The sequence below is a fragment of the Nocardia otitidiscaviarum NBRC 14405 genome, from assembly GCF_000308635.1.
Lineage (GTDB): Bacteria > Actinomycetota > Actinomycetes > Mycobacteriales > Mycobacteriaceae > Nocardia > Nocardia otitidiscaviarum.
Map to the genome: position 1 here is coordinate 1 of NZ_BAGD01000113.1, position 24,694 is coordinate 24,694.

At 70.6% G+C, this 24,694-nt stretch carries 10 protein-coding genes; 2 read left to right on the top strand and 8 right to left on the bottom strand.

The window, feature by feature from the left end; all coding sequences use genetic code 11:
* From ON31_RS25695 to ON31_RS25715, 4 genes are all read right to left on the bottom strand, one after another.
* Positions 1 to 6,885, bottom strand: a 6,885-nt coding sequence (locus tag ON31_RS25695) for a non-ribosomal peptide synthetase (protein WP_444543637.1), incomplete at its 3' end; no start/stop codon positions are given.
* Between the two features lie 294 nt (positions 6,886 to 7,179).
* Positions 7,180 to 16,584: a non-ribosomal peptide synthetase gene (locus tag ON31_RS34895; RefSeq protein ID WP_051037749.1), complete on the bottom strand. Its 9,405-nt coding sequence runs from the start codon at positions 16,582 to 16,584 to the stop codon at positions 7,180 to 7,182.
* 234 nt (positions 16,585 to 16,818) lie between these two features.
* Positions 16,819 to 17,799, bottom strand: a complete 981-nt coding sequence (locus ON31_RS25710; protein WP_029931019.1) for a helix-turn-helix domain-containing protein — start codon at positions 17,797 to 17,799, stop codon at positions 16,819 to 16,821.
* 56 nt (positions 17,800 to 17,855) lie between these two features.
* Positions 17,856 to 18,683, bottom strand: a complete 828-nt coding sequence (locus ON31_RS25715) for a M23 family metallopeptidase (protein ID WP_051037750.1) — start codon at positions 18,681 to 18,683, stop codon at positions 17,856 to 17,858.
* A gap of 325 nt (positions 18,684 to 19,008) precedes the next feature.
* Between ON31_RS25715 and ON31_RS25720 the strand changes: the two genes are divergently transcribed.
* Together ON31_RS25720 and ON31_RS25725 are read left to right on the top strand one after the other, a co-directional pair.
* Positions 19,009 to 20,046, top strand: coding sequence for an NAD(P)H-dependent flavin oxidoreductase (locus ON31_RS25720; protein WP_039817335.1), 1,038 nt, complete (start codon positions 19,009 to 19,011; stop codon positions 20,044 to 20,046).
* Between the two features lie 61 nt (positions 20,047 to 20,107).
* Positions 20,108 to 20,500, top strand: coding sequence for an SCO5389 family protein (locus tag ON31_RS25725; RefSeq protein WP_039817336.1), 393 nt, complete (start codon positions 20,108 to 20,110; stop codon positions 20,498 to 20,500).
* Positions 20,501 to 20,679: 179 nt separating this feature from the next.
* On the opposite strand, the gene ON31_RS25730 is transcribed toward ON31_RS25725, so the two are convergent.
* The 4 genes from ON31_RS25730 to ON31_RS25745 all read right to left on the bottom strand — a co-directional run bounded on the left by ON31_RS25730 (position 20,680) and on the right by ON31_RS25745 (position 24,656).
* Positions 20,680 to 21,498, bottom strand: coding sequence for a helix-turn-helix domain-containing protein (locus ON31_RS25730; RefSeq protein ID WP_039817337.1), 819 nt, complete (start codon positions 21,496 to 21,498; stop codon positions 20,680 to 20,682).
* Positions 21,499 to 21,635: 137 nt separating this feature from the next.
* Entirely contained in the window at positions 21,636 to 22,397 is a 762-nt protein-coding gene (locus ON31_RS25735) for a DUF8020 domain-containing protein (RefSeq protein ID WP_039817338.1), read from the bottom strand.
* A 50-nt stretch (positions 22,398 to 22,447) separates the two neighbouring features.
* Positions 22,448 to 23,698 carry an ABC transporter substrate-binding protein gene (locus ON31_RS25740; RefSeq protein WP_039817339.1) on the bottom strand — a complete coding sequence of 417 codons (1,251 nt, stop codon included), beginning with the start codon at positions 23,696 to 23,698 and terminating at the stop codon, positions 22,448 to 22,450.
* Positions 23,688 to 24,656, bottom strand: coding sequence for a branched-chain amino acid ABC transporter permease (locus ON31_RS25745; RefSeq protein WP_255222257.1), 969 nt, complete (start codon positions 24,654 to 24,656; stop codon positions 23,688 to 23,690). The genes ON31_RS25740 and ON31_RS25745 overlap by 11 nt, the downstream gene beginning before the upstream one ends.
* Positions 24,657 to 24,694: the final 38 nt, after the last annotated feature.

Below are 24,694 nucleotides of genomic sequence, written 5' to 3' on the forward strand. Positions count from 1 at the left end.
GGAGCCGGAGGTGAAGATGACGTAGGCGGTGTGTTCGGGGCGTAGGGGGGCGATGCGGTCGGCGTCGGTGAGCGCCATGAAATCGACTGTGCCGAGGTCGAGTTCGTCCATCCGCACCAGGGGGGCGCGGTCGATGTGGAAGTCGGCGGCGGCGTTGGTCAGGACGCAGACGGGGGCCGCGGTGTCGAGGATGTAGTTGGTACGGTCGGCGGCCTGGTCGGGGTCGACCGGCACATACGCGCCGCCCGCGACCGAGACCGCGTACATGGCCACCACCAGATCCACCGAACGCCGCAGCGCCAGCGCCACCCGCGCCTCCGGGCCGACACCCAGCGAGATCAGGTGCCGCGCCAGGCTATTCACGCGTTTGCTCAGCTCGGCGTAGCTCACCGTGTCGCCGTCGGGGCCGATGAGCGCGATGGCTCCGGGCACGGTGTTGATGCTGCGGTCGAGCAGCGCGGCCAGGGTGGTGGCCTCGACGCGGTGCGCCGTGTCGTTGCGGGCCTGGAGCAGTTCGGTGCGTTCGGTGGGGGCGAGCAGGTCGATATCGCCGACCCGAGCGGCGCTGTCGGCGACCACGGCCGCGAGCAGGCGGTTCAGTCGCTCCACGAAGCCGACCACGGTGCGTTCGTCGAACAGGTCGGTGGCGTAGGTGATGAAGCCACCGATACCCGCGGGTGCGCCGTGTTCGTCGTAGCCGTCGGAGACGATGAGGTGCAGGTCGAACTGGGAGACGTCGAGGTCGGCGTCCACCCCGGCGATGGTGAGGCCGGGCAGTTCGAGCGCGGCGCGGGCCATGTTCTGGAAGGACAGGCCGACCTGGAACAGTGGATGGTGCGCGGTGGTGCGCGGCGGGCTGAGTACCTCCACCAGGCGCTCGAACGGGATATCGGCGTGCGAGAACGCCTGCAGGTCGATATCGCGCTGCCGGGCCAGCACCTCGGCGAAGGTGTCGCCGCCGTCCAGGCGGGTGCGGAAGACGACCGTGTTCACGAACATGCCGATGAGGTCGTCGAGTTCGCGTTCGCCGCGTCCGGCGACCGGGGTGCCGATGGCGATGTCGCCGGAGCCGGACAGCCGGGCCAGCAGCACCGCGAACGCGGTGTGCACCACCATGAACATGGTGGCGTTGTGCTCGCGGGCCAGCCGCACCAGCCCGGCGTGGGTGTCGGCGTCGATGGTGACGTCGACGCGCGCACCCGCCAGCGACGCCACCGCGGGCCGCGGCCGGTCGGTGGGCAGCTCCAGCAGGTCGGGCAGATCGGCCAGCGCCGTGCGCCAGTAGTCGATCTGCTGGGCGGCAATGGATTCCGGGTCGTGTTCGTCGCCCAGTACGGCACGCTGCCACAGCGCGTAGTCGGCGTACTGCACGGCCAGCGGCTGCCAGCCGGGTTCGTAGCCGCCGGTGCGGGCGGCGTAGGCGGTCATGATGTCGCGCACCAGCGGCCCCATGGAGGAGGCGTCGGCGGCGATGTGGTGGGCGACCACGGCCAGCACGTATTCGCGCCGCGAGCCGGGTGCGAGATCGCTGATCTCCAACAGCCGCACCCGGATCGGCACCTCGCGGGTGACGTCGAAGGGGGTGGCGGCGAGTTCGGCGACCGCCGCGAAGGCTTCCTCCGAGGTGACGCGCACCGGCGCGAGCCGCACGGCCGCCTCCGGCGATCCGGCGGGCAGCACCAATTGCACCGGGCCGTCGGCGGTTTCGGGATAGACCGTGCGCAGCACCTCGTGCCGGGTCACCACGTCGTCGAGCGCGTACGCCAGCGCCTCGGTATCGAGACTGCCCGACAGTCGCAGTGCGAACGGCAGGTTGTAGGCAGCCGAACCCGCCGACACGGTGCCGTCGCCCAGATCCTCGAACCGGTTGAGGAACCACATGCGCTGCTGCGCCAGCGACAGCGGCAAGCGCTCCGGACGCTCGATACCGCCCAACTCGTGGGTGCGGCCCTGGCGGGTCTGCGATTCCACCGCCGCCGCCAGCGCGGTCACCGTCGGCGTCTCGAACAGGGTGCGCACCGGCACGCGTGCACCGATGGCGGCTCCCAGCCGCGCCACCACCTGGGTGGCGACCAGCGAATTGCCGCCCAGGGCGAAGAAGTCGTCGTCCGCGCCGACCCGCTCGATCCCGAGCACCTCGGCGAACACGCCGGCGACGATCTCCTCCACCGGCGTCGCGGGAGCACGGAACTCCCGTCCGGCGAAGGTCGGTTCGGGCAGCGCCTTGCGGTCCAGCTTGCCGCTCGCGTTCAGCGGGAATTCCGCCAGCGTCACGACGGTCGCCGGAATCATGTACTGCGGTAGCGAATCCGCCAGCGCCGCCAGCAGTTCGGTCTGCTCGATGGTGTGGCCGGGTGTGGGCACGGCATAGGCCACCAATTGGTCGCCCAGCTCGGACGGCACCACCAGCGCCACCGCCGCGCTCACCGCGGGCTGGGCCAGCAGTGCCGTCTCGATCTCGCCGAGCTCGATCCGCTGACCACGGAACTTCACCTGGAAATCGGTGCGCCCGATGTAATCCAGGCGCTCCGGCCGCACCCCGTCGGATTCGCGCCACACCACCAGGTCACCGGTGCGGTACATGCGCTCACCACGACCGAACGGGTTGGCCACGAACCGATCCGACGTCAGGTCCGGTCGCCGCACATAACCGCGCGCCAGCTGATCACCGGCCAGATACAGCTCACCGGCGACACCGGCCGGAACCGGCCGCAACCGCGAATCGAGCACGTACACCCGACTGTTCCACTGCGGCAGACCGATCGGCACCGAGGACCGCTCGTCCCCGCGCGCCTGCCAGTAGGTGATGGAGACCGCGGCCTCGGTGGGGCCGTACAGGTTGTGCACCCGGGCCCCGGAGACGGCCGCGAAGGCCGCGACCGTCTCCGGCGGCAGCGCCTCACCGATGACGAAGACGTCCTGCAGGCTCGGAATACTGCCGGGCGCGGTGTGCGCGGCGAAGACGGTGAGCATGGACGGCACGAAGTCGGTGATCGTGACGCCCTCGCGGGCAATGGTTTCCGCCACGTACAGCGGATCCCGGTGGCCGTCGTGGGTGCCGACCACCAACTTCGACCCGGTGCGCAGCGGCATGAAGTAGCCCCACAGCGACACGTCGAAGGTGGTGGCGGTCTTCTGGAAGTAGACGTCGTCCGGCGTCAGCGGGTAGGCGGCCAGCATCCAGGTGGTCTGGTTGTGGATGGCGGCATGCGAGACCGCGACGCCCTTGGGCCGACCGGTCGAGCCGGAGGTGAAGATGACGTACGCCGGATGCTCGGGCCGCACCGGCCGCAGCAGCTCACCCGAAGTCACGGGCGCGGCGGCGAATTCGTCCAGCGGCGCGGTGTCGAGCCGGATGACCGGCGTGCCCTCGGGCACCGGCACCTCATCGGCGCTGGTCGTCAGCACCGCCACCGGCTGCGCGGTGTCGAGAATGTGGGCGATGCGCTCGGCCGGATGGTCCGGATCCAGCGGCACGTACGCGCCACCGGCGGTGATGATGGCGTACATGCCCACCACGAGATCCAGCGACCGCCGAATGGCAAGGCCCACCAGCGATTCCGCCCCCACGCCCTCGGCGATGAGCAGCCGGGCGAGCCGATTGACCCGCTCGTCGAATTCGCGGTAGGTGAGTTCCGCGCCCTCGTACACCACCGCGACGGCGTCCGGATGCCGCCGCACCGCGCGGCGATACTCGTCCAGCAGCAGTTCGGGGGCGATGGGATGCGCGGTGTCGTTCCAGTGGTGCAGGATTCGTTCCCGCTCGGCGGCGTCGAGCAGGTCGATCTCACCGAGGGCGGTGCTCGGATCGTCGGTGACGGCGGTGAGCACGCGCACCAGCCGTTGCGCGAACTCCGCCACCGTGACCTCGTCGAACAGGTCGGTGGCGTAGGTGAACACGGCGGTCATACCGTCGGCCGCACCGTCGCGCTCGCGCGGGATCACCGACAGCTGGAGGTCGAATTTCGCTACCGCACCGTCGAATTCGACGGCCTCGGCGGTGAGGCCGGGCAACTCCATGCGCGGGGTCTCGATATTGTGGAAGAACAGCGCCACCTGGAACAGCGGGTGGTGTGCCTGCGACCGCACCGGGTCCAGGATCTCCACCAGCCGCTCGAACGGCAACTCGGCATGCGAGAACGCCGCCAGATCCGTTTCTTTCGCGTTCTCCAGCAGGTCCGCGAACGACACGCCAGCGTCCACGCGGGTGCGCAGCACCAGCGTATTGACGAACATACCGATGAGATCGTCGAGTTCACGCTCGCCGCGGCCCGCGACCGGCGTGCCGATCACGATGTCGTCGGTGCCCGAGAGCCGCGCCAGCAGCGCCGCGAGCGCGCCGTGCACGACCATGAACGGCGATGCGCCGCTGTCGTGGGCGAGTTCGGTGAGACGTGCGTGCAGCGCGGCGTCGATCTCGAAGGTGTACACCGCGCCCCGCCCGGACGCGATGGACGGCCGCGGCCGGTCGGCCGGCAGGTCGAGACGGTCCGGGATGCCCGCCAGGGTCTCGCGCCAGTAGGCGATCTGGTTGGCGGCCAGCGAGCCGGGCTCGTGTTCGTCGCCCAGCAGCGCCCGCTGCCACAGGGTGTAGTCGGCATACTGCACCGCCAGCGGCTCCCAGGCGGGAGCCTCGCCACCGCGACGAGCGAAGAAGGCCGCCAGCAGATCTCGCATGAACGGGCCCACCGACGCGCCGTCGGCGGCGATGTGGTGCACCACCACCGCGATCACATAATCGTCGCGCCCGATTTCGGCGAGTTCGATGCGCAGCGGCACCTCGGCGGCCACGTCGAAGCCGCGCAGCGCCAGCCCGGTGAGCCAGTCCGCGACTCGCTCCGGCTCCACCACCTGCGGCTCCAGCTCCGGAATCGCCTGCTCAGCGGGCAGCACCACCTGATAGCCGGTGCCGTCCACGGCCGGGTACACCGTCCGCAGCGTCTCGTGCCGCCGCACCAGGTCACCGATGGCCGCGCGCAGCGCCGCGATATCGAGCGCACCGGTGAGCCGGATGGCGAACGGGATGTTGTTGGCCGCCGAGGCGGTGTCGAACTGGTTGAGGAACCACATGCGCTGCTGGGCCAGCGACAGCGGAATGCGGTCGGGGCGCGGCTGCGGCGTGAGCGCGGGTCGTCCGCCCGCGCCGACGAGCGGTTCCAACTGGGCGGCCAGTCCGGCGACCGTCGACGCGGTGAAGATCATGCGGGCCGGGACGCGCGCGGAGATCTCCGCGCCCAGCCGGGCGGCGACCCGGGTGGCGATGAGCGAATTGCCGCCGAGTTCGAAGAAGTCGTCGTCCGCGCCGATGGGATCGCCCGGGTCGAGCAGGTCGGCGAAGACGCCCGCGACCAGTTCCTCCAGGCGACCGGCCGGGGCGCGGAATTCCTTGGTGCGCAACTGCGGTGCGGGCAGGGCGCGGCGGTCCAGCTTGCCGACCGGGGTCAGTGGAATCGTATCCAGCACCATGATGGTGGTGGGCACCATATGCGCGGGCAGGCTCTGCTCGGCGTAGGCGGTCAGCTCGTCCACATCCACCGACGCGCCCGGGGCGGCGTGGACGTAGGCGGCGAGAATGGTCGCCCCGGAATCGAGCTGGTGACCGACGGTGACGGCGAAGTCCACGCTGTCGTGCGAGCCCAGCACCGCGTCGATCTCGCCCAGTTCGATGCGGAAGCCGCGCACCTTCACCTGGAAGTCGTTGCGCCCCAGGTACTCCACATCGCCGGAGGGAGTGCGCCGCACCAGGTCGCCGGTACGGTAGAGGCGGGATCCGCCCGGATCGAGCGGATTGGCCACGAAACGTGCCGCCGTCAGGCTCGGCCGCTCGTGGTAGCCGCGCGCCACCTGCGCACCGGTGATGTACAGCTCCCCCACCACGCCGTCGACCACCGGCACCAGCCGCTCGTCGAGCACGTATTCGGTGATGCCGCGCACCGGACCGCCGATGGTGACCAGTTCCCCCGGCACCAGCGGCGCGCTGATATTGGTCATGATGGTGGTCTCGGTGGGCCCGTACCCGTTGTAGAACTCCCGGGTGCCGCCGCCGGCGATGGGAAGTACCCAGCGCCGCACCAGATCCGGCGGGCAGGCTTCGCCACCGGCGACCACCACGCGCAGATCGTCGAGCCCGGTCGGATCCACCGATGCCAGCGCGGCCGGGGTGATGAACGCGTGCGTCACCCGTTCGCGCCGCAGCAGCGCGGCCAGTTCGTCACCACCGAGCACCTCGGGCGAGGCGACCACCAGCGTCCCCGCCCCGCCGAGGGCGAGCAGCAGCTCCAGCACCGAGGCGTCGAAGGACGGGGAGGCGAAATGCAGTGCGCGCGATTCGGTTCCGGTGCGGTAGCGCTCACGCTGCTCATCGCAGAAGCCGGACAGACCGGCCTGCGTGACCACCACGCCCTTGGGCTTGCCGGTGGAACCGGAGGTGTAGATGACGTAGGCCGGATGTTCGGCGCGCAGCTGCCGCACCCGGTCCGCCGAGGTGATGGCCTCCTCCGAATACGACGCCACCTGCCGCTCGAATTCGGCGCTGTCGATGGTCAGCCATTCGACGTCGTCGGCCAGATCGTCGCGCACCGCGGCGACGGTCAGTCCCAGCACCGCCCGCGAGTCGGTGACCATGTGGGTCACCCGGTCGGCCGGATAGTTGGGATCGACCGGAACGTATCCGGCGCCGGTCTTGGCGACCGCCCACACCGCGACGACGGAGTCCAGCGACCGCGGAATCCCGACCGCCACCAGATCCTCGGGTCCGATCCCCCGCTCGATCAGCAGCCGCGCCAGCCGGGTGGAGCGCGCGTCCAGCTCGGCGTAGCGGAGCGTCCCCAGCGTGGCCGCGGCATCGGCGTAGACGATGGCCTCCCCGCTCGGATTGGCCTCCACCGCCGACGCCATGAGCTGCGGCAGCGTGGTGACCCGGGGTCGACGGGTGCGGGTGGGCCGCTGACGAACCGGCCGGGTCATGCCCGCGGCCCTTCCCCCGTCAGCGTGCGCTGCTTTCCGTCTTCCCGACCCATCAACTCCGCCTCATTCTTGCCGTCTACGTCTGCGCGCCGCGCGGGCGCACATCCTGCTTCATCGAATCTCTGCGCATCGACCGTTACCCCGGCGGTGGACGGCCGCCGGAGTATGGGGATTCCGGCTCCACAGCATGCCGGAATGACGGACGGAATGCACTCAGTCCAGCGGCACGACCGCGGGCAGCCAGGGAATGCGCCGCGCCGCGTCCAGGTCCGCCCCGTCGTCGACGACGACGGCGCCCAGGTCCTCCAGCGGTTCACCACCGAGTTCGGCGAGCCCCGCGCCATCGGTGAACAGATGCGATACCCATTCGTCGGCCAGCACCTCGGCCAGCGCGCCGTGCGGCGGCACCGCGGTGACGACCACGGACGCGCCGCTGGCGCCGGCGGCGAGCACCTCGACCACCGCGGCCAGCGCATCGGGGCGACCGAACCGGAAGGTTCGCGACTCGAAGGTCAGCTCGGTGCGGCCGCTGACCCGGTTCACCAGTTCCGCGAGCTCGTCGTAGCTCAGTCCCCGGTCGGCGTGCACGAAGGCGAGATCGCCGCCCTGCAGGGCGCGGGTGCGGTTGGCGTAGGTGACCGGGCGGGGTGAGGCCGCCGCGATCTCCGCGACCAGGGTGGGGTCGACCAGGAGCAGCCAATCCACGCCGTTGCCGGAGTTCTCGGCGCTCGCGGTGAGGCCGACCTTGACCACCAGGTCGGTGGGCAGCTCGGCATCGGCGGCGGCGACCGGGACCACGGCCGCACCGGACTTGAGGACCGCCCAGGTGGCGACCACGGCGTCGACACCGCGGTCCAGGCGCAGCGCGACACCGGTGCCCGGACCGCAGCCGCGGCCGATGAGCACCCGCGCCAGCCGCGAGGAGCGGGCGTCGAGTTCGGCGTAGGACAGGGCGTCCTCGCCCCAGACCAGGGCCGGACCGTCCGGGTCGTCCTCCACGGCGGCGGTCAGCAGCAACGGCAGCTGGGTGCCGCGGGTGACCGCGGGCGCGGCGTCGGAGAGCCCGGCAGCCGCGCTGTGCGAACGCTGCTGTACGCCACCGAATTCGATGGCTCCCACGCGTTGGCGCGGGTCGGCGGCCACGGCCGCCAGCACGCGCTGCAGGCGCTCACCGAAGGTGTGGATGGTGGACTCGTCGAAGATGTCCGAGGCGTAGGTGAGCGCGCCGGCGAGTTCGCCGACCGCGCCGTCCTCCCACTGGCGTGGGTCGATGGTGACCTGGAGATCGAACTTGGCCGACACCGCGCCGGTGTCGAGGGCGCTGATGGACAGGCCCGGCAGTTCGAGGTCGGGGCGGTCGGTGTTCTGGAACGACAGCACCACCTGGAACAGCGGGTCCTGGGCATTGGCCCGGTCGGGCGCGACCACCTCGACCACGCGCTCGAAGGGGATGTCGGCATTGCCATAGGCGGCGAGGTCGGTCTCCCGCGCCTTGTCGACCAGATCGTCGAAGCTGGCCGCCGAGTCCACAGGGGTGCGCAGCGCCAGGGTGTTGACGAACATGCCGACCACATCATCGAGCACCCGCTCACCGCGACCCGCGATGGGCGTGCCGATGGTGACGTCGCCGCTGCCGGACAGCCGCGACAGCAGCACCGCCAGTGCGGCGTGCACCACCATGAACAGCGAGGCGTTGTGCTCGCGGGCGATCCGCGCCAACCCCTCGTGCACCTCGGCGGGCACCGTGAAGGTGGTGGCCCCGCCCTGCAGGGTGCGCACCGCGGGTCGCGGCCGGTCCAGCGGCAGGTCGAGGGTGCCGACCGCGCCGTCGAGCCGATCCCGCCAGAAGGCCAACTGCCCTGCGGCGACCGAGTTCTCGTCGTCGTCGGTGCCGATGACCTGGTGCTGCCAGAGCGCGAAGTCCGCGTACTGCACCGGAAGTGGCGACCAGGCGGGCGGATTGCCCTGGCAGCGCGACACATACGCGGTCACGAGATCGCGGGCCAACGGCGGCAGCGACGCGCCGTCCGCGGTGATGTGGTGCACCACGACCACGAAGTAGTGCTCGGTTCCGGTGTCGCCGTCGGTGCACAGCAGCGCCCGGATGGGAACCTGTGCGGTGACGTCGAATCCGGCGGACAGCACCTCGGTCATGCGGTGCAGCGCATTGCCCAGCGGCTCCACGGCCAGTCCGCCCGGCAGCGCCTCCGCGACGGACACGATGTCCTGGTAGGCGATGCCGTCGGCGTCCACGGGATAGCGGGTGCGCAGCGATTCGTGCCGCTCCAGCACGTCCAGCACCGCCAGGCGCAGTGCCTCGATGTCGAGCGTGCCCGAAAGCCGCAGCGCCAGTGGGATGTTGTAGGCGGGCGAGTCCGGATCGAGCTGGTTGATCACCCACATGCGCTGCTGCGCCAGCGACAGCGGCACCCGCGCGGGACGCTCGGCGCGCACCAGCGGCGGGCGGTTCTCGGCGGTGCCGGTCACCACCCGGGCTGCCAGCGCGGCGACGCTGGACGCCTCGAACAGCTCCCGCACGGCGAGATTCGCGCCCAACGCCTCGTTGATGCGCGCCACCGCGCGGGTGGCGAGCAGCGAATTGCCGCCGAGGGCGAAGAAGTCGTCGTCCACGCCGACCTCGGTAGCGCCCAGCAGGGCGGCGAACTCGGCCGCCACCACGCGTTCCACCTCGGTGCGCGGGGCCCGGTACTCGACGGAGCCGCCGAATTCCGGTGCGGGCAGCGCCTTGCGGTCCAGCTTGCCGTTCGGGGTGAGCGGCAGTACGTCCAGGGCCACGATGGCGTCGGGAACCATGTAGGCGGTGAGGAATTCGCCCAGCGCGGCCTTGATCTCGGCCGGGTCGAGCGAGGTATCGCCTTCGGGCACCACATAGCCGACGAGTTGGTCGACGCCGTTGTCGTCGCGCACCAGCACCACGGTCTGGCTGATGCCCGGAACCCGCAGCAGCGCCGATTCGATCTCACCGAGTTCGATGCGGAAACCGCGCAGCTGCACCTGCTGGTCGCTGCGGCCCGCGTACTCGAGGTTGGCCTCGCCGCCGAATCCGGCCCAGCGGCCGACGTCACCGGCGCGGTACATGCGCGAGCCGGGCGGGCCGTAGGGGTTGGCCACGAACCGTGCCGCGGTCAGGCCCGGACGCCCCAGGTAGCCGCGGGAGAGCTGCGCGCCGTCCACGTAGATCTCGCCCGCGACGCCGACCGGAGCCGGGTGCAGGCGCTGGTCGAGCACGCGCGCGCCCAGGCCGGGCAGCGCCCGGCCGATGATGCTGCTCGGCTGCTGCGCCAATTCCTCGTCCAGGGCCAGGAACGACACGTGCACCGTGGTCTCGGTGATGCCGTACATGTTCACCAGCGTCGGCGCGTCCGGCGCGTGCCGGTCGTACCAGCGCCGCAGCTGCCGCAGATCCAGTGCCTCGCCGCCGAATACGACATAGCGCAGCGCGTAGTCGCCGGTCTGCGCCGCGGCGGCGCGGTCGGCCTCGGCCAGCTGGTAGAACGCCGACGGCGTCTGGTTCAGCACCGTCACCCGCTCACGAATCAGCAACTCGCGGAACTGTTCCGGCGATCGCGAGGTCAGGTGATCGACCACCACCACCGCGCCGCCGTTGGCCAGCGCGCACCACAGCTCCCACACCGAGAAGTCGAAGGCGAAGGAGTGGAACAGCGTCCACACGTCGTTCTCGTCGAATTCGAAGTGCGCCTGGGTGTTCGCGAACAGCTCCACCACATTGCGGTGCGCCACGCCCACCCCCTTGGGCACGCCGGTGGATCCGGAGGTGTAGATCACGTACGCCAGGTGATCGGCGCGCAGCGGGGCGCGCCGTTCGGCGTCGCTGACGGGCGCGTCGGAGAAGCTCGCCACCTCGTCGAGCAGCACCACCGGGAAGTCCCCGGCGGGCACCGACTCCCGCTCACCGGTCGTGGTCAGCACACAGGCGGGCTGGGAATCGGCCAGCATGAATTCCAGCCGCTGCGCCGGGTAGGCGGTGTCGACGGGCAGGTAGCCCGCACCGGAGATGAGCACCGCCAGCAGCGCGACGGGCAGCTCCTCGGTGCGCGGAACGGCGACCGCCACCAGCGTTTCCGGCCCGGCACCGTAGGCGATGAGGGCCCGCGCCACCACATTGGCGCGGCGCAACAGCTCGTCGAAGGTCAACGTGGTGTCGCCGGAGCGGACGGCCGGGGCGTCGGGGCGACCGGCGGCCTGCGCGGTGATGAGGTCCACCAGGGTCACGTCCGGCACCGGCACGCCGGGCGTATTCCATTCGTGCAGGACGAGTTCGCGCTCCCCCGGCGCGTAGACGGCGATATCACCGACCACGGCGCGGGCGTCGGCGGCCACGGCCGCGAGAATGCGGCCGAGCCGGTCGGCGAAGTCCAGTACGGTCGCCGGGTCGAACAGATCGACGGCATAGGTGTAGGTCAGCGCCATGCCCTGGGTGTCGGTCCGCTCGGTGACATCCAACTGGAGGTCGACCAGTGCGGTGCGCTCGCCGCGCCCGGTCTGCCCGGCGGTGAGCAGCACCTGGAACGGCGGATGCCCGGCGGCGGAACGGATCACGTCGAGCACATCGGCCAGCCGCTCGGAGCCGCCGCCCGCACGGCCGAACACCTCGGCGTCGGCGCGGGTCACCGCCTCGAGCAGGTCGGCGAAGGCGATGCCCGGGTCGATCTCGGTACGCAGCACGACCGCGGCCGAACCCGGGTGCACCGCACCGAGTTCCGGGGACACCGCGCCGACCGCGATCTCCCGGGTGCCGCCGGACAGCCGCGCCAGCAGCACCGCGAAGGCGGCGTGCACGACCGTGAACAGGGTCGAATCCGTCTGCCGCGCCAGCTCCGCCAATGCGGCGGCGACGTCGGCCGAGATGTCGAAGCGCAGCTCCCCGCCGCGGCGCGTGGGCGTCGCCGGACGCGGCCGGTCGGCGGGCAGTTCCAGCTGGCCGGGCACCGCGCCCGCGCGCCACCAGTCCGCCCGCGCCGCGAGCGCGTCCTGCGGTGCGCCGACGAAGCGGCCGATGAGCACGCGCAGCAGGTCGGCCAGCGCCCGGGCCGCCGGATCGCCGACGGTGTCGCGGCGGTGCCAGATCTTGAAGCGCAGGCACGCACCGGATTCCACCACCACGGTCACCGGGTAGTGGGTGAAGGTCACCGACTTCACGCCCGCGACCTCGAGGCCGTCGATGGAGCCACCGGCGGCCTGCAGGCCCTCGGCGTCCACGGGATAGGACTCGTAGGCCACCAGCGAATCGAACGCCGCACCGGTACCGGCCGCGCTCTGGATCTCGGCCAGCCCCAGGTAGTGGTGTTCGAGCAGGCCCGCCTGCTCGGCCTGCACCGCGGTCAGCAGGTCGCGCACGGACTGCTCGGCGTCGAAGCGCACCCGCACCGGAATGGTGTTGACGAACAGGCCGATCATGTCGTCCACGCCGTCCAGCTGCGGCGGACGGCCGGAGACGACCGCGCCGAAAACGACGTCCTCGCGATCGGTGAGCGTGGCCAGCAGCAGCGCCCAGGCGGCCTGCACGACCGTATTGACGGTCACCTCGGCATCGGCGGCGAAGGCGGTCACGGCCTGGGTCTCGGCCTCGGTGAATTCGAATTCGATTTCGCCGTAACCGATCTCCGCCTGTTCCGGGCGTTCCAGCACGGCGGAGACGGTGGTGGGCTGCGCACCGGCCAGGGTGTCGCGCCACTTGTCCAGGGTCGCCGCGCGATCCTGCTTCGCCAGCCACGCCAGGTAGTCGCGGTAGGGCCGCACCGGCGGCAGCGGCGACGAATCGCCGTGCGTCGCATAGAGGACCAGCAGATCCTTCATGAGCAGCGGCAGCGACCAGCCGTCGAAGAGCAGATGGTGCGTGGTCAGCACGAAGTGGATGCGGCCGGTGCCGGTGCGGTACACCGTGAAGCGCATGAGCGGCGCGACGGCCGGATCGAAACGGGTGCGCTGGTCGTCCTCGAGCAGCGCCGGAATGTCCTCGTCGGCTACGTCCAGCAACCGCCACGGCACCTCGAGGGAGTCCACCACGACCTGCACCGGGGTGCCGTCGGCGGCGGTCACGAAGGCCGCGCGCAGTCCGGCGTGGCGGTCCAGGATGGCCTGCGACGCCCGGTGCAGCCGTTCGAGATCGACCTGACCGGCCAGTTCCAGGGCGAACTGGGTGACGTAGTCGTCGGCCGCGCCCTGGGTGAGCTGGGTGTGGAAGAGCAGGCCCGCGCCCAGCGGCGACAGCGGCAGCACATCCGAGAGCCCCGGATACGCCGAGCGCCAGCCGTCGAGTTCGACCTGGGAGACCCGCACCAGCGGCACATCCGAGGGCGTCAGACCACCGGCGGCGGGGTCCTGTACGTGGCGGGCGACGGCGGTGAGCGCGCGCACCCAGTCCTCGGCCAGTTCCCGCACGGCCGCCTCGTCCAGAATCTCGGCGGCGTACTGCACCGACACCGACATGCGCGGGCCGTCCTCGCCATCGGTGACGATGGCGTTGAGGTCCACCACCATGCCCGCGGGCATGGTCGGATCCTGGTCGACGCTCAGCTCGCCCAGCGCGTCGGTGGGCAGCCACGCGGCGTCGGCCATGCCCTCGGGCGCCTCGCTGGCGGAGACGCGGCCCAGGTAGTTGAAGCCGATCTGCGCCAGCCGCCCGTCCAGCTCCGCGGCGGATTCGGGGTCGAGGTAACGCAGCAGGCCGAAGCCGATGCCCTTGTCGGGCACGGCGATCAGCTGTTCCTTCACCGCCCGCAGCGCGGCGGCGGTGACCGAGCCGCCCTCGAGCGCGGCGGCGGTGTCGATACCCGACAGGTCGAGCGCGACCGGGTAGACGGTGGTGAACCAGCCGACGGTGCGCGTGATGTCCGCACCCGGCAGCACGCTCTCCTCGCGGCCGTGGCCCTCCAGGCGCACCCGGGTGACCGGGGATTCGATGCCGCGGCGGGCGCGCCAGCCGCGCACGGCCAGTGCGAGCGCGGCCAGCAGGCCGTCGTTCACGCCGCCGCGGTACAGCGCCGGCACCTCGGTGAGCAGGGCTTCGGTGATATCGACGGGCACCTGCACGGAGAACCGCCGCACGGTGGCGAAAGTGTCCACGGCGGAATCGAGTTCGCGCGTGCCCAGCAGCGGGTCCGGGGTGGCGAGCACCTGCCGCCAGTACGGCAGCTCGGCCCGGCGTGCCTCCGAGCCGGCCACCTCCCGCAGCCCGTGCGCCCAGCGCCGGAAGGAGGTGCCCACGGCGGGGAGCGTCGGCCGCTGCCCGGCGGCGCGCTGCATCCAGGCCGCGACCAGATCGGAGATGAGGATGCGCCACGAGACGCCGTCGATGACGAAGTGGTGCGCGGCGATCAGCAGCACGTCCGCGGCGTCCGGGCGGTGCAGCCAGGTGCAGGCCAGCATGCGACCGGCCGCCGGGTCCAGCGCGTCCAGGGTGGCGTCCATGGCGGCACTGCCGATCCGGGCCAGCTCCTCGCCGGTGGCTCCGGCCGGGACGTCACCCTCGGCGAGCAGCGAATCGGCCGATACGGCACCGGCTTCGGGCACCTCGAGCTGGAATCGCCCGTCTCCCTGGACGAGTCGCGCCCGCAGGATGTCGTGGTGGGCCAGGACGTCGTCGAGGGTTTCGGTCAGGGACGCGCGGTCGATGCCCTCCGGCAGCGACAGCACCATGCTCTGCGAGAAACGGTTGTACACACCGTCTTCGAGGTAGTCGGCCAGCACCGGGGTCAACGCGATGGTGCCCACGCCGCCGCCGGGCAACTCCTCCAGGGTGACCGGCGCACCGCCGTCGCCGACAACGGCGACCTTGGCCAGCGCGGCCACGGTGCGCTGTTCGAAGACATCCTGCGGGGTGAACACGATGCCCGCCGCGCGGGCCCGCGACACCAGCTGGATGGACAGGATGGAATCGCCGCCGATGGCGAAGAACGAATCGTCCGCGCCGATCTCGTGCACGCGCAGCAGTTCCGCGAACAGCTCCGCGATCTTCTCCTCCACCGGGCCGGACGGGGCACGGGTGGTGGTGGTCTCGAATACCGGCTCCGGCAAGGCGTCCCGGTCCAGCTTGCCGTTCGGGGTGAGCGGGAGGTGGTCGAGCACCACGATGGCCGAGGGCACCATGTGCGCGGGCAGGCCGCGTCCGACGTGCTCACTCAGCGCGGCCGGATCGGCGGCCCGGCCCGGCTTGGCCAGCACGTAGGCGACCAGCGCGGTCGCGCCCGAGGGCAGCGTCTTGCCCATGGTGACCGCGAAGTCGATGTCGGGATGCGTGGTCAACGCATTGTCGATCTCGCCGAGTTCGATACGCAGACCGCGGATCTTGACCTGGAAGTCGGAGCGGCCCAGGTATTCGATGACGCCGTCCTCGCGGCGGCGCACCAGATCGCCGGTGCGGTACAACCGCGCTCCCGGATTCCCGGTGTCCGCGCCGAACGGACTGGCCACGAAGCGTTCCGCGGTCAGGCCCGGCCGGGCCAGATAGCCCTGCGCCAGTGCCGGACCCGACAGGTACAGCTCGCCGGTCACGCCCGCGGGCACCGGCCGCAGCCGAGTGTCCAGCACGAACGCGCCCACCCCGGCGATGGCCGGGCCGATGGTGATGGGCTCGCCGGGCACCATGGCCGCGGTGCTGGTGGCCAGGATGGTGGCCTCGGTGGGGCCGTAGCCGTTGTAGAAGGAGCGGCCCTCGACCGCCCAGCGCGCGACCAGCTCGGGACCGAACTTGTCACCGGCCACCACCACGACCCGCAACTCGTCGAGTCCGGTCGGGTCGACCGACTCCAGCGCGGCCGGGGTGATGAGCATGTGCGAAACACGTTCGCGGCGCAGCAGTTCGGCGAGATCGTCACCGCCGAAGACGCGGGGCGGGGACACCACCAGCGTCGCGCCGGAGGAGAAGGTGAGCAGCAGCTCCAGCACCGACACGTCGAAGTTCGGGGAGCACACGTGCAGCACGCGCGAATCCCCGGTCACCGCATAGTGTTCGCGCTCGGCGGCCACCAGGCCCGCGAGACCGGTGTGGGTGACCACCACGCCCTTGGGGCGGCCGGTGGAACCCGAGGTGTAGATGACGTAGGCCGGATGCTGCTCGGTGAGCGGGCGCACCCGGTCGGCGTAGGAGATGGGGTGCGCCGGATGGGCGTCGATGCGCTCCGCACGCACCGGATCGTCCAGCTCCACCCAGTACACGGTGGTGCCCAGGGCCGCGCGATGCGCGGAGGTGGTCAAACCCAGCACCGCGCCGGAATCGGTCAGCAGGTATTCGATGCGTTCGGGCGGGTAGCTCGGATCGACGGGCACGTACGCCGCGCCGGTCTTGGCGACCGCCCACACCGACAGCACCGACTCGATGGACCGGGCGATGCCGATGGCCACCACGTCGCCGGGCCCGACACCGCGCGCGATGAGTTCGCGGGCCAGCTTGGAGGAGGCTTCGTCCAGCTCACGGTAGGTGAGTTCACGGGTGTCGGCCGGAGCTCCGGTCGGATTGAACCGGATGGCCACCGCGTCGGCGGCGGACTCGACCGCAGCCGTCAGCAGTTGGGCGAACAGCGGGCTGCCCGACCGGCGGCGACGGCTACCACGTGCGGAACGGCGGACAGTATCCATTCGAGCTAGTTCACCTCTCGCAATTCATCAGGTCCGCGCGACCGAATAGCGAATCCGGCCCGCGCCCACGGGCGTCGATCCGGTGTCGTCGCCTGGGCCTGCGGTCCGAGCAATCCTATATGGGGGAAGCGATGCGGCCGAGACCGCCCGAGCTCCCTATACCCATCGGTACGAGGGGGCGCAGGTGTTGCACGGTTCCGTCAACGCAGTGACATACACCACAGAGAGTGGCGGTCAGAGCCAGCCCCGCCGGGTGGCCTGCACGCCCGCCTGGAAGCGGGTGCTGGCTCCGAGCCGTTCCAGCAGGCTCGCGGTCCGCCGCACCACGGTGCGGCGGGACAGGCCCAGTCGCCGCGCGATGGTGTCGTCGGTGGCCCCCAGGCTCATGAGGGTGAGGATGGCGCGATCACGCTCGTCCAGGGACTCCTGCGGGTTCACCGAGATCGGCGTGGACATGGCCCACAGCACGTCGAAGGTCTTCACCAGCAGGTCCAGCGTCGGGGAGACGCTGATGCGCAGGCCCATCGGGTCGCCGCGGCGCTCGTCGGTGTGCAGCACCAGGATGGCGCGCCGGTCGTCGGCGACGATCAGCTTCATCGGCGGATCGGGCAGCGTGCGCGCCTGCGCCCCGGCGGCATTGGTGGCCAGCACGTGCCGCAGCCGTTCCGGATCCTGATAGATGGTGTCCTGGTACAGGGTTCGGTAGCCGATGCCCTGGGCCAGCCGCGCGGTCTTGAGTTCGAAGAGCCGCTCCTCGGTCTCCACGTCGGAGAGGTAGGGGCCGCGCTCGATCGTCTTCACCTGGGTGTGCGCGGTGTGCTGCAGATCCTCGAAGTCGGCCAGCAGCTGCCGTCTTTCGTACACCGCGACGATCGCGCCGTTGGTGTCGGTGGCACGGCGCACCGAGCGGAAGGTCTCGCCCAGCCGCGCGGCGGCGGCCTGCATACGTTGCGTGTCGTGATGGCGGCGACGCGATTCGGCCTCCGAAAGAGCTTCCGGCGCATGGGCGTCCCAGCGAACGCTGCCGTCGTGGTCGACGATGCGTACCGCCGCCTGAATGTGGCAGAGGGCTTCCAGCGCTGCCTCGGTCACGCGGGGCGGGGCGCCCAGTCGTGCCGCGACTTCGGTCAGTGTGGAACGCGGGTGCTGGACCAGCGCGGCGTACGCGCGGCCCGGCAGCGTGGTCGGGTCGAATAGTTCATCCAAGGTCGTCACCGCACCCACCGGGACGCGTCGGTCCGGAAACCGTCCCGGCACGGGCGCCTGACGATCTACAGGCCCGGGCCCCACTGCTGCTGCATGACGACGCCCTTGCTGGCCAACCACGGCAGCGGATCCATCTTGTTACCCGCGGCATCCCAGATCTCCAGGTGCAGGTGCGGGCCGGTGGACTGACCGCGATTGCCGACGGTGGCGATGACGTCGCCCGCGTTCACACGCTGGCCCTCGTGCACCAGCATGTCGTTGACGTGGCCGTAGACGGCGGTGGTGCCGTCGTCCTGCAGGATGCGCACCCACAGGCCGAAGCCCGAGGCCGGACCAGCCTCGACGACGGTTCCACCCATGACGGATTTGATCGGTGCGCCCAACGCGTCGGCGAAGTCGACGCCGTAGTGCATGGCGCCCCATCGGCTGCCGAAACCGGAGCTGATCTGACCGGCCACCGGCGCGACGGCCGGGGCGGGGGCGAACTGCTGCTGCAGGCTCTTGAGGGTCTGCTCGGCCTGGGCCAGCGGGGCGGCGATCTCGGGCGGCAGGTTGGTCAGGCCGAAGGGGGCGGCCTGGCCCGCGATGGGGGCGGCCTGCGCGTCGGGCACCGCGGGGGCCGCCGGAGCGGGGGCCTCGGCCTCGGTGGCCTGTTCGAGGGTCTGGGTGGCGAGGCTCAGATCGGTGTCCTCGGCGGCACGCTTCTCGGCATTGTTGCCGGACAGCGGCGCGGCGTTGGCCAGCGCGGGCACCAGCTGGCTGGCGCTGCCGATGAGGGCGCCCGCGGCGACCGCGGCGCCGGCGGCGACCTTCACCCGGTCGGCCGTGCTGGGCTCGGCGCGATGCCGACGGTTGGCCCGAACGCCGCCCGCGTTCTCGCCCAGCAAATCCATAACTGATACGGAGTTCGAGTTCTCTCGGTGCTGAGCCAAAGCTTTGTCCTAGCGTTCGGGTGGTGATGCTTCCGGTAACGATTCGGCATCGCTGTGACGGAAACAGTACTCCGTCGTGACCATTCCGCAACCTTGCTTGGCCGAAATTTGGGTACTCAGACCTATCCCCTCCGCGGAAACCAACTGGACGAATGCCTTCTACCTGCGGTTTCCGCACCGCCCCCGAACATGCGACAAACCGGACGACACGCATCGAGGGGACACCCGGCGCTGTTACATACAGCCCGCGCCGTGACCTCGACGTCACCCGGAGCACACTGGGCGCATGCTTCTGGACGAGCTGCGCACCCCCATCGTGTCGGCCCCCATGGCGGGCGGACCCTCCACACCCGAACTCGCCGCCGCGGTGTCGAACGCGGGCGGACTCGGATTCCTGGCCGCGGGCTACCTCTCCGCCGCCGACACCGCCGCGCGTATCGCGCGCACCCGGGAGCTCACCGCCGCACCGTTCGGCATGAATCTCTTCGTCCCCGCCGCGCCCACGCCCACCACCGACTACACCCGATATCTCGAGGAACTGCGCCGTGACTTCCCGGTCGGCGAGCCGCGCTACGACACCGACGACTGGGCGGCCAAACTCGACCTGCTGACCGACGCGCCGGTGCCCGTGGTGTCGTGCACCTTCGGCTGCCCCTCGCCCGCCGAGATCGCCCGGCTGCGGGCGGCCGGATCCGAGGTGTGGGTGACCGTCACCTCGGTGGCCGAGGCCCGGCTGGCGGTGGCGGCGGGCGCGGACGCGCTCATCGCACAGGGCAGTGAGGCGGGCGGTCACCGCGGCTCGTTCGCGGACCGACCGGAGGACGACGCCACCGATCCGCTCGGCCTGCTCGCCCTGCTGCAACTGCTCACCGCGGCGGTGGAGGTGCCGATCATCGCGGCGGGCGGCATCGCGACCGGCGCGGCCGTCGCCGCCGCGCTCACCGCGGGTGCGTCCGCCGCCCAACTGGGCACCGCCTTCCTGCGCTGCCCGGAGGCCGGCACCCCGGCCCTGCTCCGCGACGCCCTCCCCCTCGACACCCCCACCATGCTCACCCGCGCCTTCACCGGCCGCCGAGCCCGCGGCCTGCGCAACCGCTTCCTGCTCGACCACCCGGACGCCCCCGCGGCCTACCCCGAGATCCACCACGCCACCGGCCCCCTGCGCGCTGCCGCACGGGCCGAGGCGAACCCCGACGCGGTCAACCTCTGGGCCGGCCAGAGCCACACCCTGACCACCGCACAACCGGCGGGCGACCTGGTGCGACAGTTGTCCGAGGAGGCGAAAACCGCTCTGCGGAGCACACTTTCACGACGGTTCGAATGAAATTGACAATCTTTGTCATTTAGAATCGGCTGGCACCTTCCGCCATCCCAAGGAGAGCGCCATGTCACTCGAGGTACCCACCGCACTGCTGGAACGCGCCGAGCGCGGTGAGGTCAGCGACGCCGACTTCGTCGCATGCGTGCGCGATTCGCTGCCCTACGCCTACGCGGTCGTCGAGCGGGTGGCCGCGGAGCTGCGCTCCGGCACGGCCGAATACGCCGACAACACCATTGCCCCGCCCGACGAGACCGCCCGCGGCCAACTGCTGCGCGCCATGGCCTCCGATGCCATCCGCGGCGGTCTCGAGCGCCACTTCGGCGTGAAGCTCGCCTTCCAGAACTGCCACCGGGTAGCGGCCTTCCCGCTTTCAGCGGTGGGCGGCGACACCTACGGCACCTTCGTCTCCACCCGCGCCCAGCTGCTCAACCAGAGCCCGGAACTACGCAACTGCTGATGTTCACCACGCATTCGGCGTGCGGGACGGCAGTGTCCCGCACGCCGAATCCCATGGTGAACACACGCACTCGGTGGTGACCCCCCTTCGGACACCACCGGCCCATCGAGATTCCTGTCCGGCCCCCACCTGCGTCAAGTTCGAGCCGACACACATTTCGTGTGCTGTGCGCCTGCTCACTATCGATTCGGCCACGACATCAGCGGCCGCCGCGTGCCCCCGACGATGGTGCGCGGGGTGAGCAAGAAGATCTCGTAGTCGCACCACGGGTGGATCGATTGCAGCGACCGCATGCGCCAGTGGGTCTCCCGGCCCTGCGGGTCCACCATGACCACCTGGTCGTCGTCGAAGAGTTCCGGCTCCATGGGGGTGTTCCAGAAGTGCTCCGCCTTCGGGTGCGCCATGGTGGCCGCGCGGATGGCGGCGAGCTCGTCCTCGGGGACGATGCCGGCGGCCATCTCCTTGTGGAAGTAGATGAGGCGGTGCAGGACCGTATCGGTATTGGTCACGATCTGCTGTGCCCGTGGGTCGCTGGCGAACTGCACCATCACATTGAGCGGCCGATCGCCGGTCGCCAGCGCGGGGTCGAGGAAGGGGCACATCTCGATGCCGACCCGGTTGCCCGCCAGGATGTCGTATTGCGGAACGCGGTGCAGCCAGGCCGGGTAGGGCAGTGAATTGATGAAGTCGAGATCATCGTCGGTGATGTTCTCCGGCGACCCGATGGCGACGGGCACCAGTTCGCCCATCACGATCGAAATCACCTTGCGTCGCTTCTCGTAGGTCAGTTCGAGCGCATCACACCAGTCGCGTATCGCCTGCACCGTCGGATTGCGCTCACCGTTCTCGTGCTTCTGATACGCGGATTTGGACATGTACAGCCGATCAGCCACCTGTTGCTGCGTCAAACCCAGCAGTATCCGCTGCCGCTGCATGTACGCGCCGATCGTCGGACGGGTCGCGGCACCGGACGGGGATTCGGGCGAAATCGATCGCATTGTTCCTCCTCTTCTCCGCCCGAATCCTCGCATCGGCACGAGGACGGAAGCTGAGCGGCGCTGCGGACCCCAACCGGCCGCCCATGAGAACCGCGTGGGTGAGACGACCGTCGTCGCACCCACGCGGGCCGGTGGAACTACTTGGGCGGGGCCGGGGTCATCGGGTTCTTGCAGGCGGGAAGTTCGGGCGGGCAGGGGGACAGGATGGTGCTGAAGTATTGGAAGGCGGAGAAGAGGGCGAGGGGGCCGCCCACCGTGACCAGGCCGACCATGCCGCCGACGGCGCCGACGGTGGCGGCGCCCATGACGCAGCCGGCGATGGCGGCGCCGACGAAGGGCAGCAGCAGGGCGATGACCGGGCTGGCGATGGTCGCGCCGGCCGCGCCGCCGACCAGGCAGCCGATGCCGCCGCCGACCACCGCGCCGATGATGGCGCTGATGGCGCTGCCGATGGTGAGGCGTTGCGCCAGGGTGCCCAGCGCCGCCTGGTCGCGGGGGGTGAGCGATTCCGCGACGGGCGCGGCGACCTGGTCGGCGGTGACGATCTCGCTGGCGGCGATATCGGCCACCGGGGTGCCGCCGGCACGCTGCGGCGTCAGCACCGCGGTGCCGCCGTCGATGCGCGCCGTGATCGGGTACGCGGTGTCGTTCATGCGATAGGTGAGCGGTACGGCCGCCACCGGAGTGCCATCGGCGGCGGTCAGCACCAGTTGGTCGCCGACGGTCCGCAGCGCACCGTCGCTGGTGGTGAGGACGGCCGCATCGCCTTGGCGGCCGACCTCGTAGTGCACCTCGGTCTGGGTGGGTGCGGGCGCGGGTGCGGCACTGCCGGTGCCCGCGGCGATCCCGAGGGAAACGGTGGCGAGCGCGGCGGTGACGACGGTCTTACGGAACTTCATGGTGATCCTCGTTGATCCGGTTGGAAACTGAATGGGTCGTAGGGACAGGGCTATTCACTGGTGTCGATGACGGAGCCGACGGCGGTCCAGTGGTCGTTCTCGAAACGCTGGATCTGCACGCCCTCCATGGGGAAGGCGTCGTCGGGTCCGGTGGTGAGGGTGATGCCGGGCAGCAGGGTGTCGATCTGCACGCCGGACAGCGACCTGGCCGCGGCGCTGAGTCCTTCGCGGGTAGCGCATTTCGCGGAGGCGAAGGTCTTGGCGAAGCTGTCGGCGGCGGCCCAGCCGATCAGGGTGTAGGTGTTGGTCGGGTCCGCGCCCGGGGCGTAGGTGGCCAGCTTCTCCCGGTAGAGCGTGATGGCCGGATCGTCGGCCCAGCGCGGATCGGCCGGATCCTTGGTGAAGGCACCGGACACCACGCCCTGCACGTTCTCCAGCCCGACCGGCTTCAGCACGCTGAGCGAGTTGGCCACCATGGACAGGATGTGCAGCGGGTTCCAATCGGGGTTGCGGGCGTCCCCGGCCAGGGCTTGGGAGGCGAACTTGGGTGTCGAGAAGTTGAGCAGCACATCGGCTTTCGAGTTGGCCAGATTGCGGAGCTGTGGATCGACGGTGGGATCGGTGACCTCGTAGCTCTGTTCGGCCACCACCCGCACCCCGCTGCCGTCGATGGCCTCGACGAAGTTGTCGCGCAGGTCTTTCCCGAAGTCGTCGTTCTGATACAGCACGGCGACAGTGGCGTCGGGCTTCTCCTGCCGCACGAACTCGGCGAAGGCGCGCCCCTCGGCCCGGTAGCTGGGCTGCCAGCCGATGGTCCACGGATGTTCGGTGTCCGCACCCCATTTGGTGGCACCGCCCGCGACGAAGATCTGCGGTACCTCGCGCTGGTTCAGGTAGTCCCAGACGGCCGAGGAGGTGGGGGTGCCGAGGGTCTGGAAGATGGCGAACACCTGATCCTGTTCGACCAGGCGGCGCACCTCCTCCACGGTCTTGGGTGGCTGGTAGCCGTCGTCGCGCACCTGGTATTCGACGGTGCGGCCGTCGATTCCGCCGTGTTCGGCATTGAGGTAGTCGAAGTAGGCCCGCACCCCCTTGGGGATCTCCCCGTAGGCCGATGCCGGACCGGAGAGCGGGTAGACCCCGCCCAGTTCGATACTCGAGTCGGTGATGCCGACCGTCTGTTGACCCTTGCAGTCGCCCTGGGCGACGGTGCCGTCACCCTCGCCGCGACCACCGCAGGCGGTCGCCGCGAGCAGCACGGCCGCCGCGGCTCCGATGACGCGAATGGCCTTAGTGCGCATTGGTTTTCCCCTTCCGAACGACATTTCCTATCCACTGCGCCGCGCGGCCGGCGAGGCCGGCCAATCCGGTCGGCGCGAGGTACATGACCGCGATGAGCAGCAGTCCGAAGACCACGCCGGGCGCGGCCTGATTGACGTCCTGGGCGAGGCTGGGGACGTACATGACGAACAGTCCGCCCAGCAGCGGCCCCCACAGCGAGCCCAGTCCGCCGACGACCAGTCCGGCGAGCAGCGTGATGGACAGCCCGGTCGCGAAGGAGTCGGGTGAGACGAAGGCGATCACCCAGGTGTAGACGCAGCCCGCGATCCCGGCGAACATGGCGCTCCAGGCGAAGGCGAGGGTCTTGTAGTGCGCGGGGCGCACACCCATCACCTCCGCGGCGGTCTCGTGATCCCGAATGGCGTTGAGCGCCCGCCCGACTCGCGAGCGCACCACCCCGGCGACGAACAGGAAGCTCACCGCCGCGACCGCGAGGGACAGCAGATACAGCCACTGGTCCTCGGCCAGCCCGGTCCACGCGGGCGCTTCCGGTTTCGCCACGGTGAGTCCCATGGAACCGCCGGTCAGCGTTTCGAAGCGTTTGAGCAGCGGCACCAGGAAGATGGCGATGGCCAGCGTGACCAGGGCCAGATAGAGCCCGCGCAGCCGCAGCGCGGGCACGCCGAGCGCGTAGCCGAGCACGAAGGTCAGCGCGGCGGCCACCGGCAGGGTCGCGAGATGCGGTGCGTCCCAGCGGTCCAGCAGCACGGCGGTGGTATACGCGCCGATCGCCAGGAACGCTCCGTGGCCGAGCGAGATCTGCCCGGTCTGCCCCACCAGCAGGTTCAGGCCGAGCAGGGCGATGGCGTACACCAGCGCCATGGACAGCTGGAAGGTGTGGAAGGGCGCGAGCTGGAACGGCGCGTAGCAGGCCACGCCGAGCAGTACCAGCGCCGCCACCCGGTTCCGGTGGCGCACCGGCCAAGCGGGAACGGAGCGTCCCTGCGTGCCGGAAG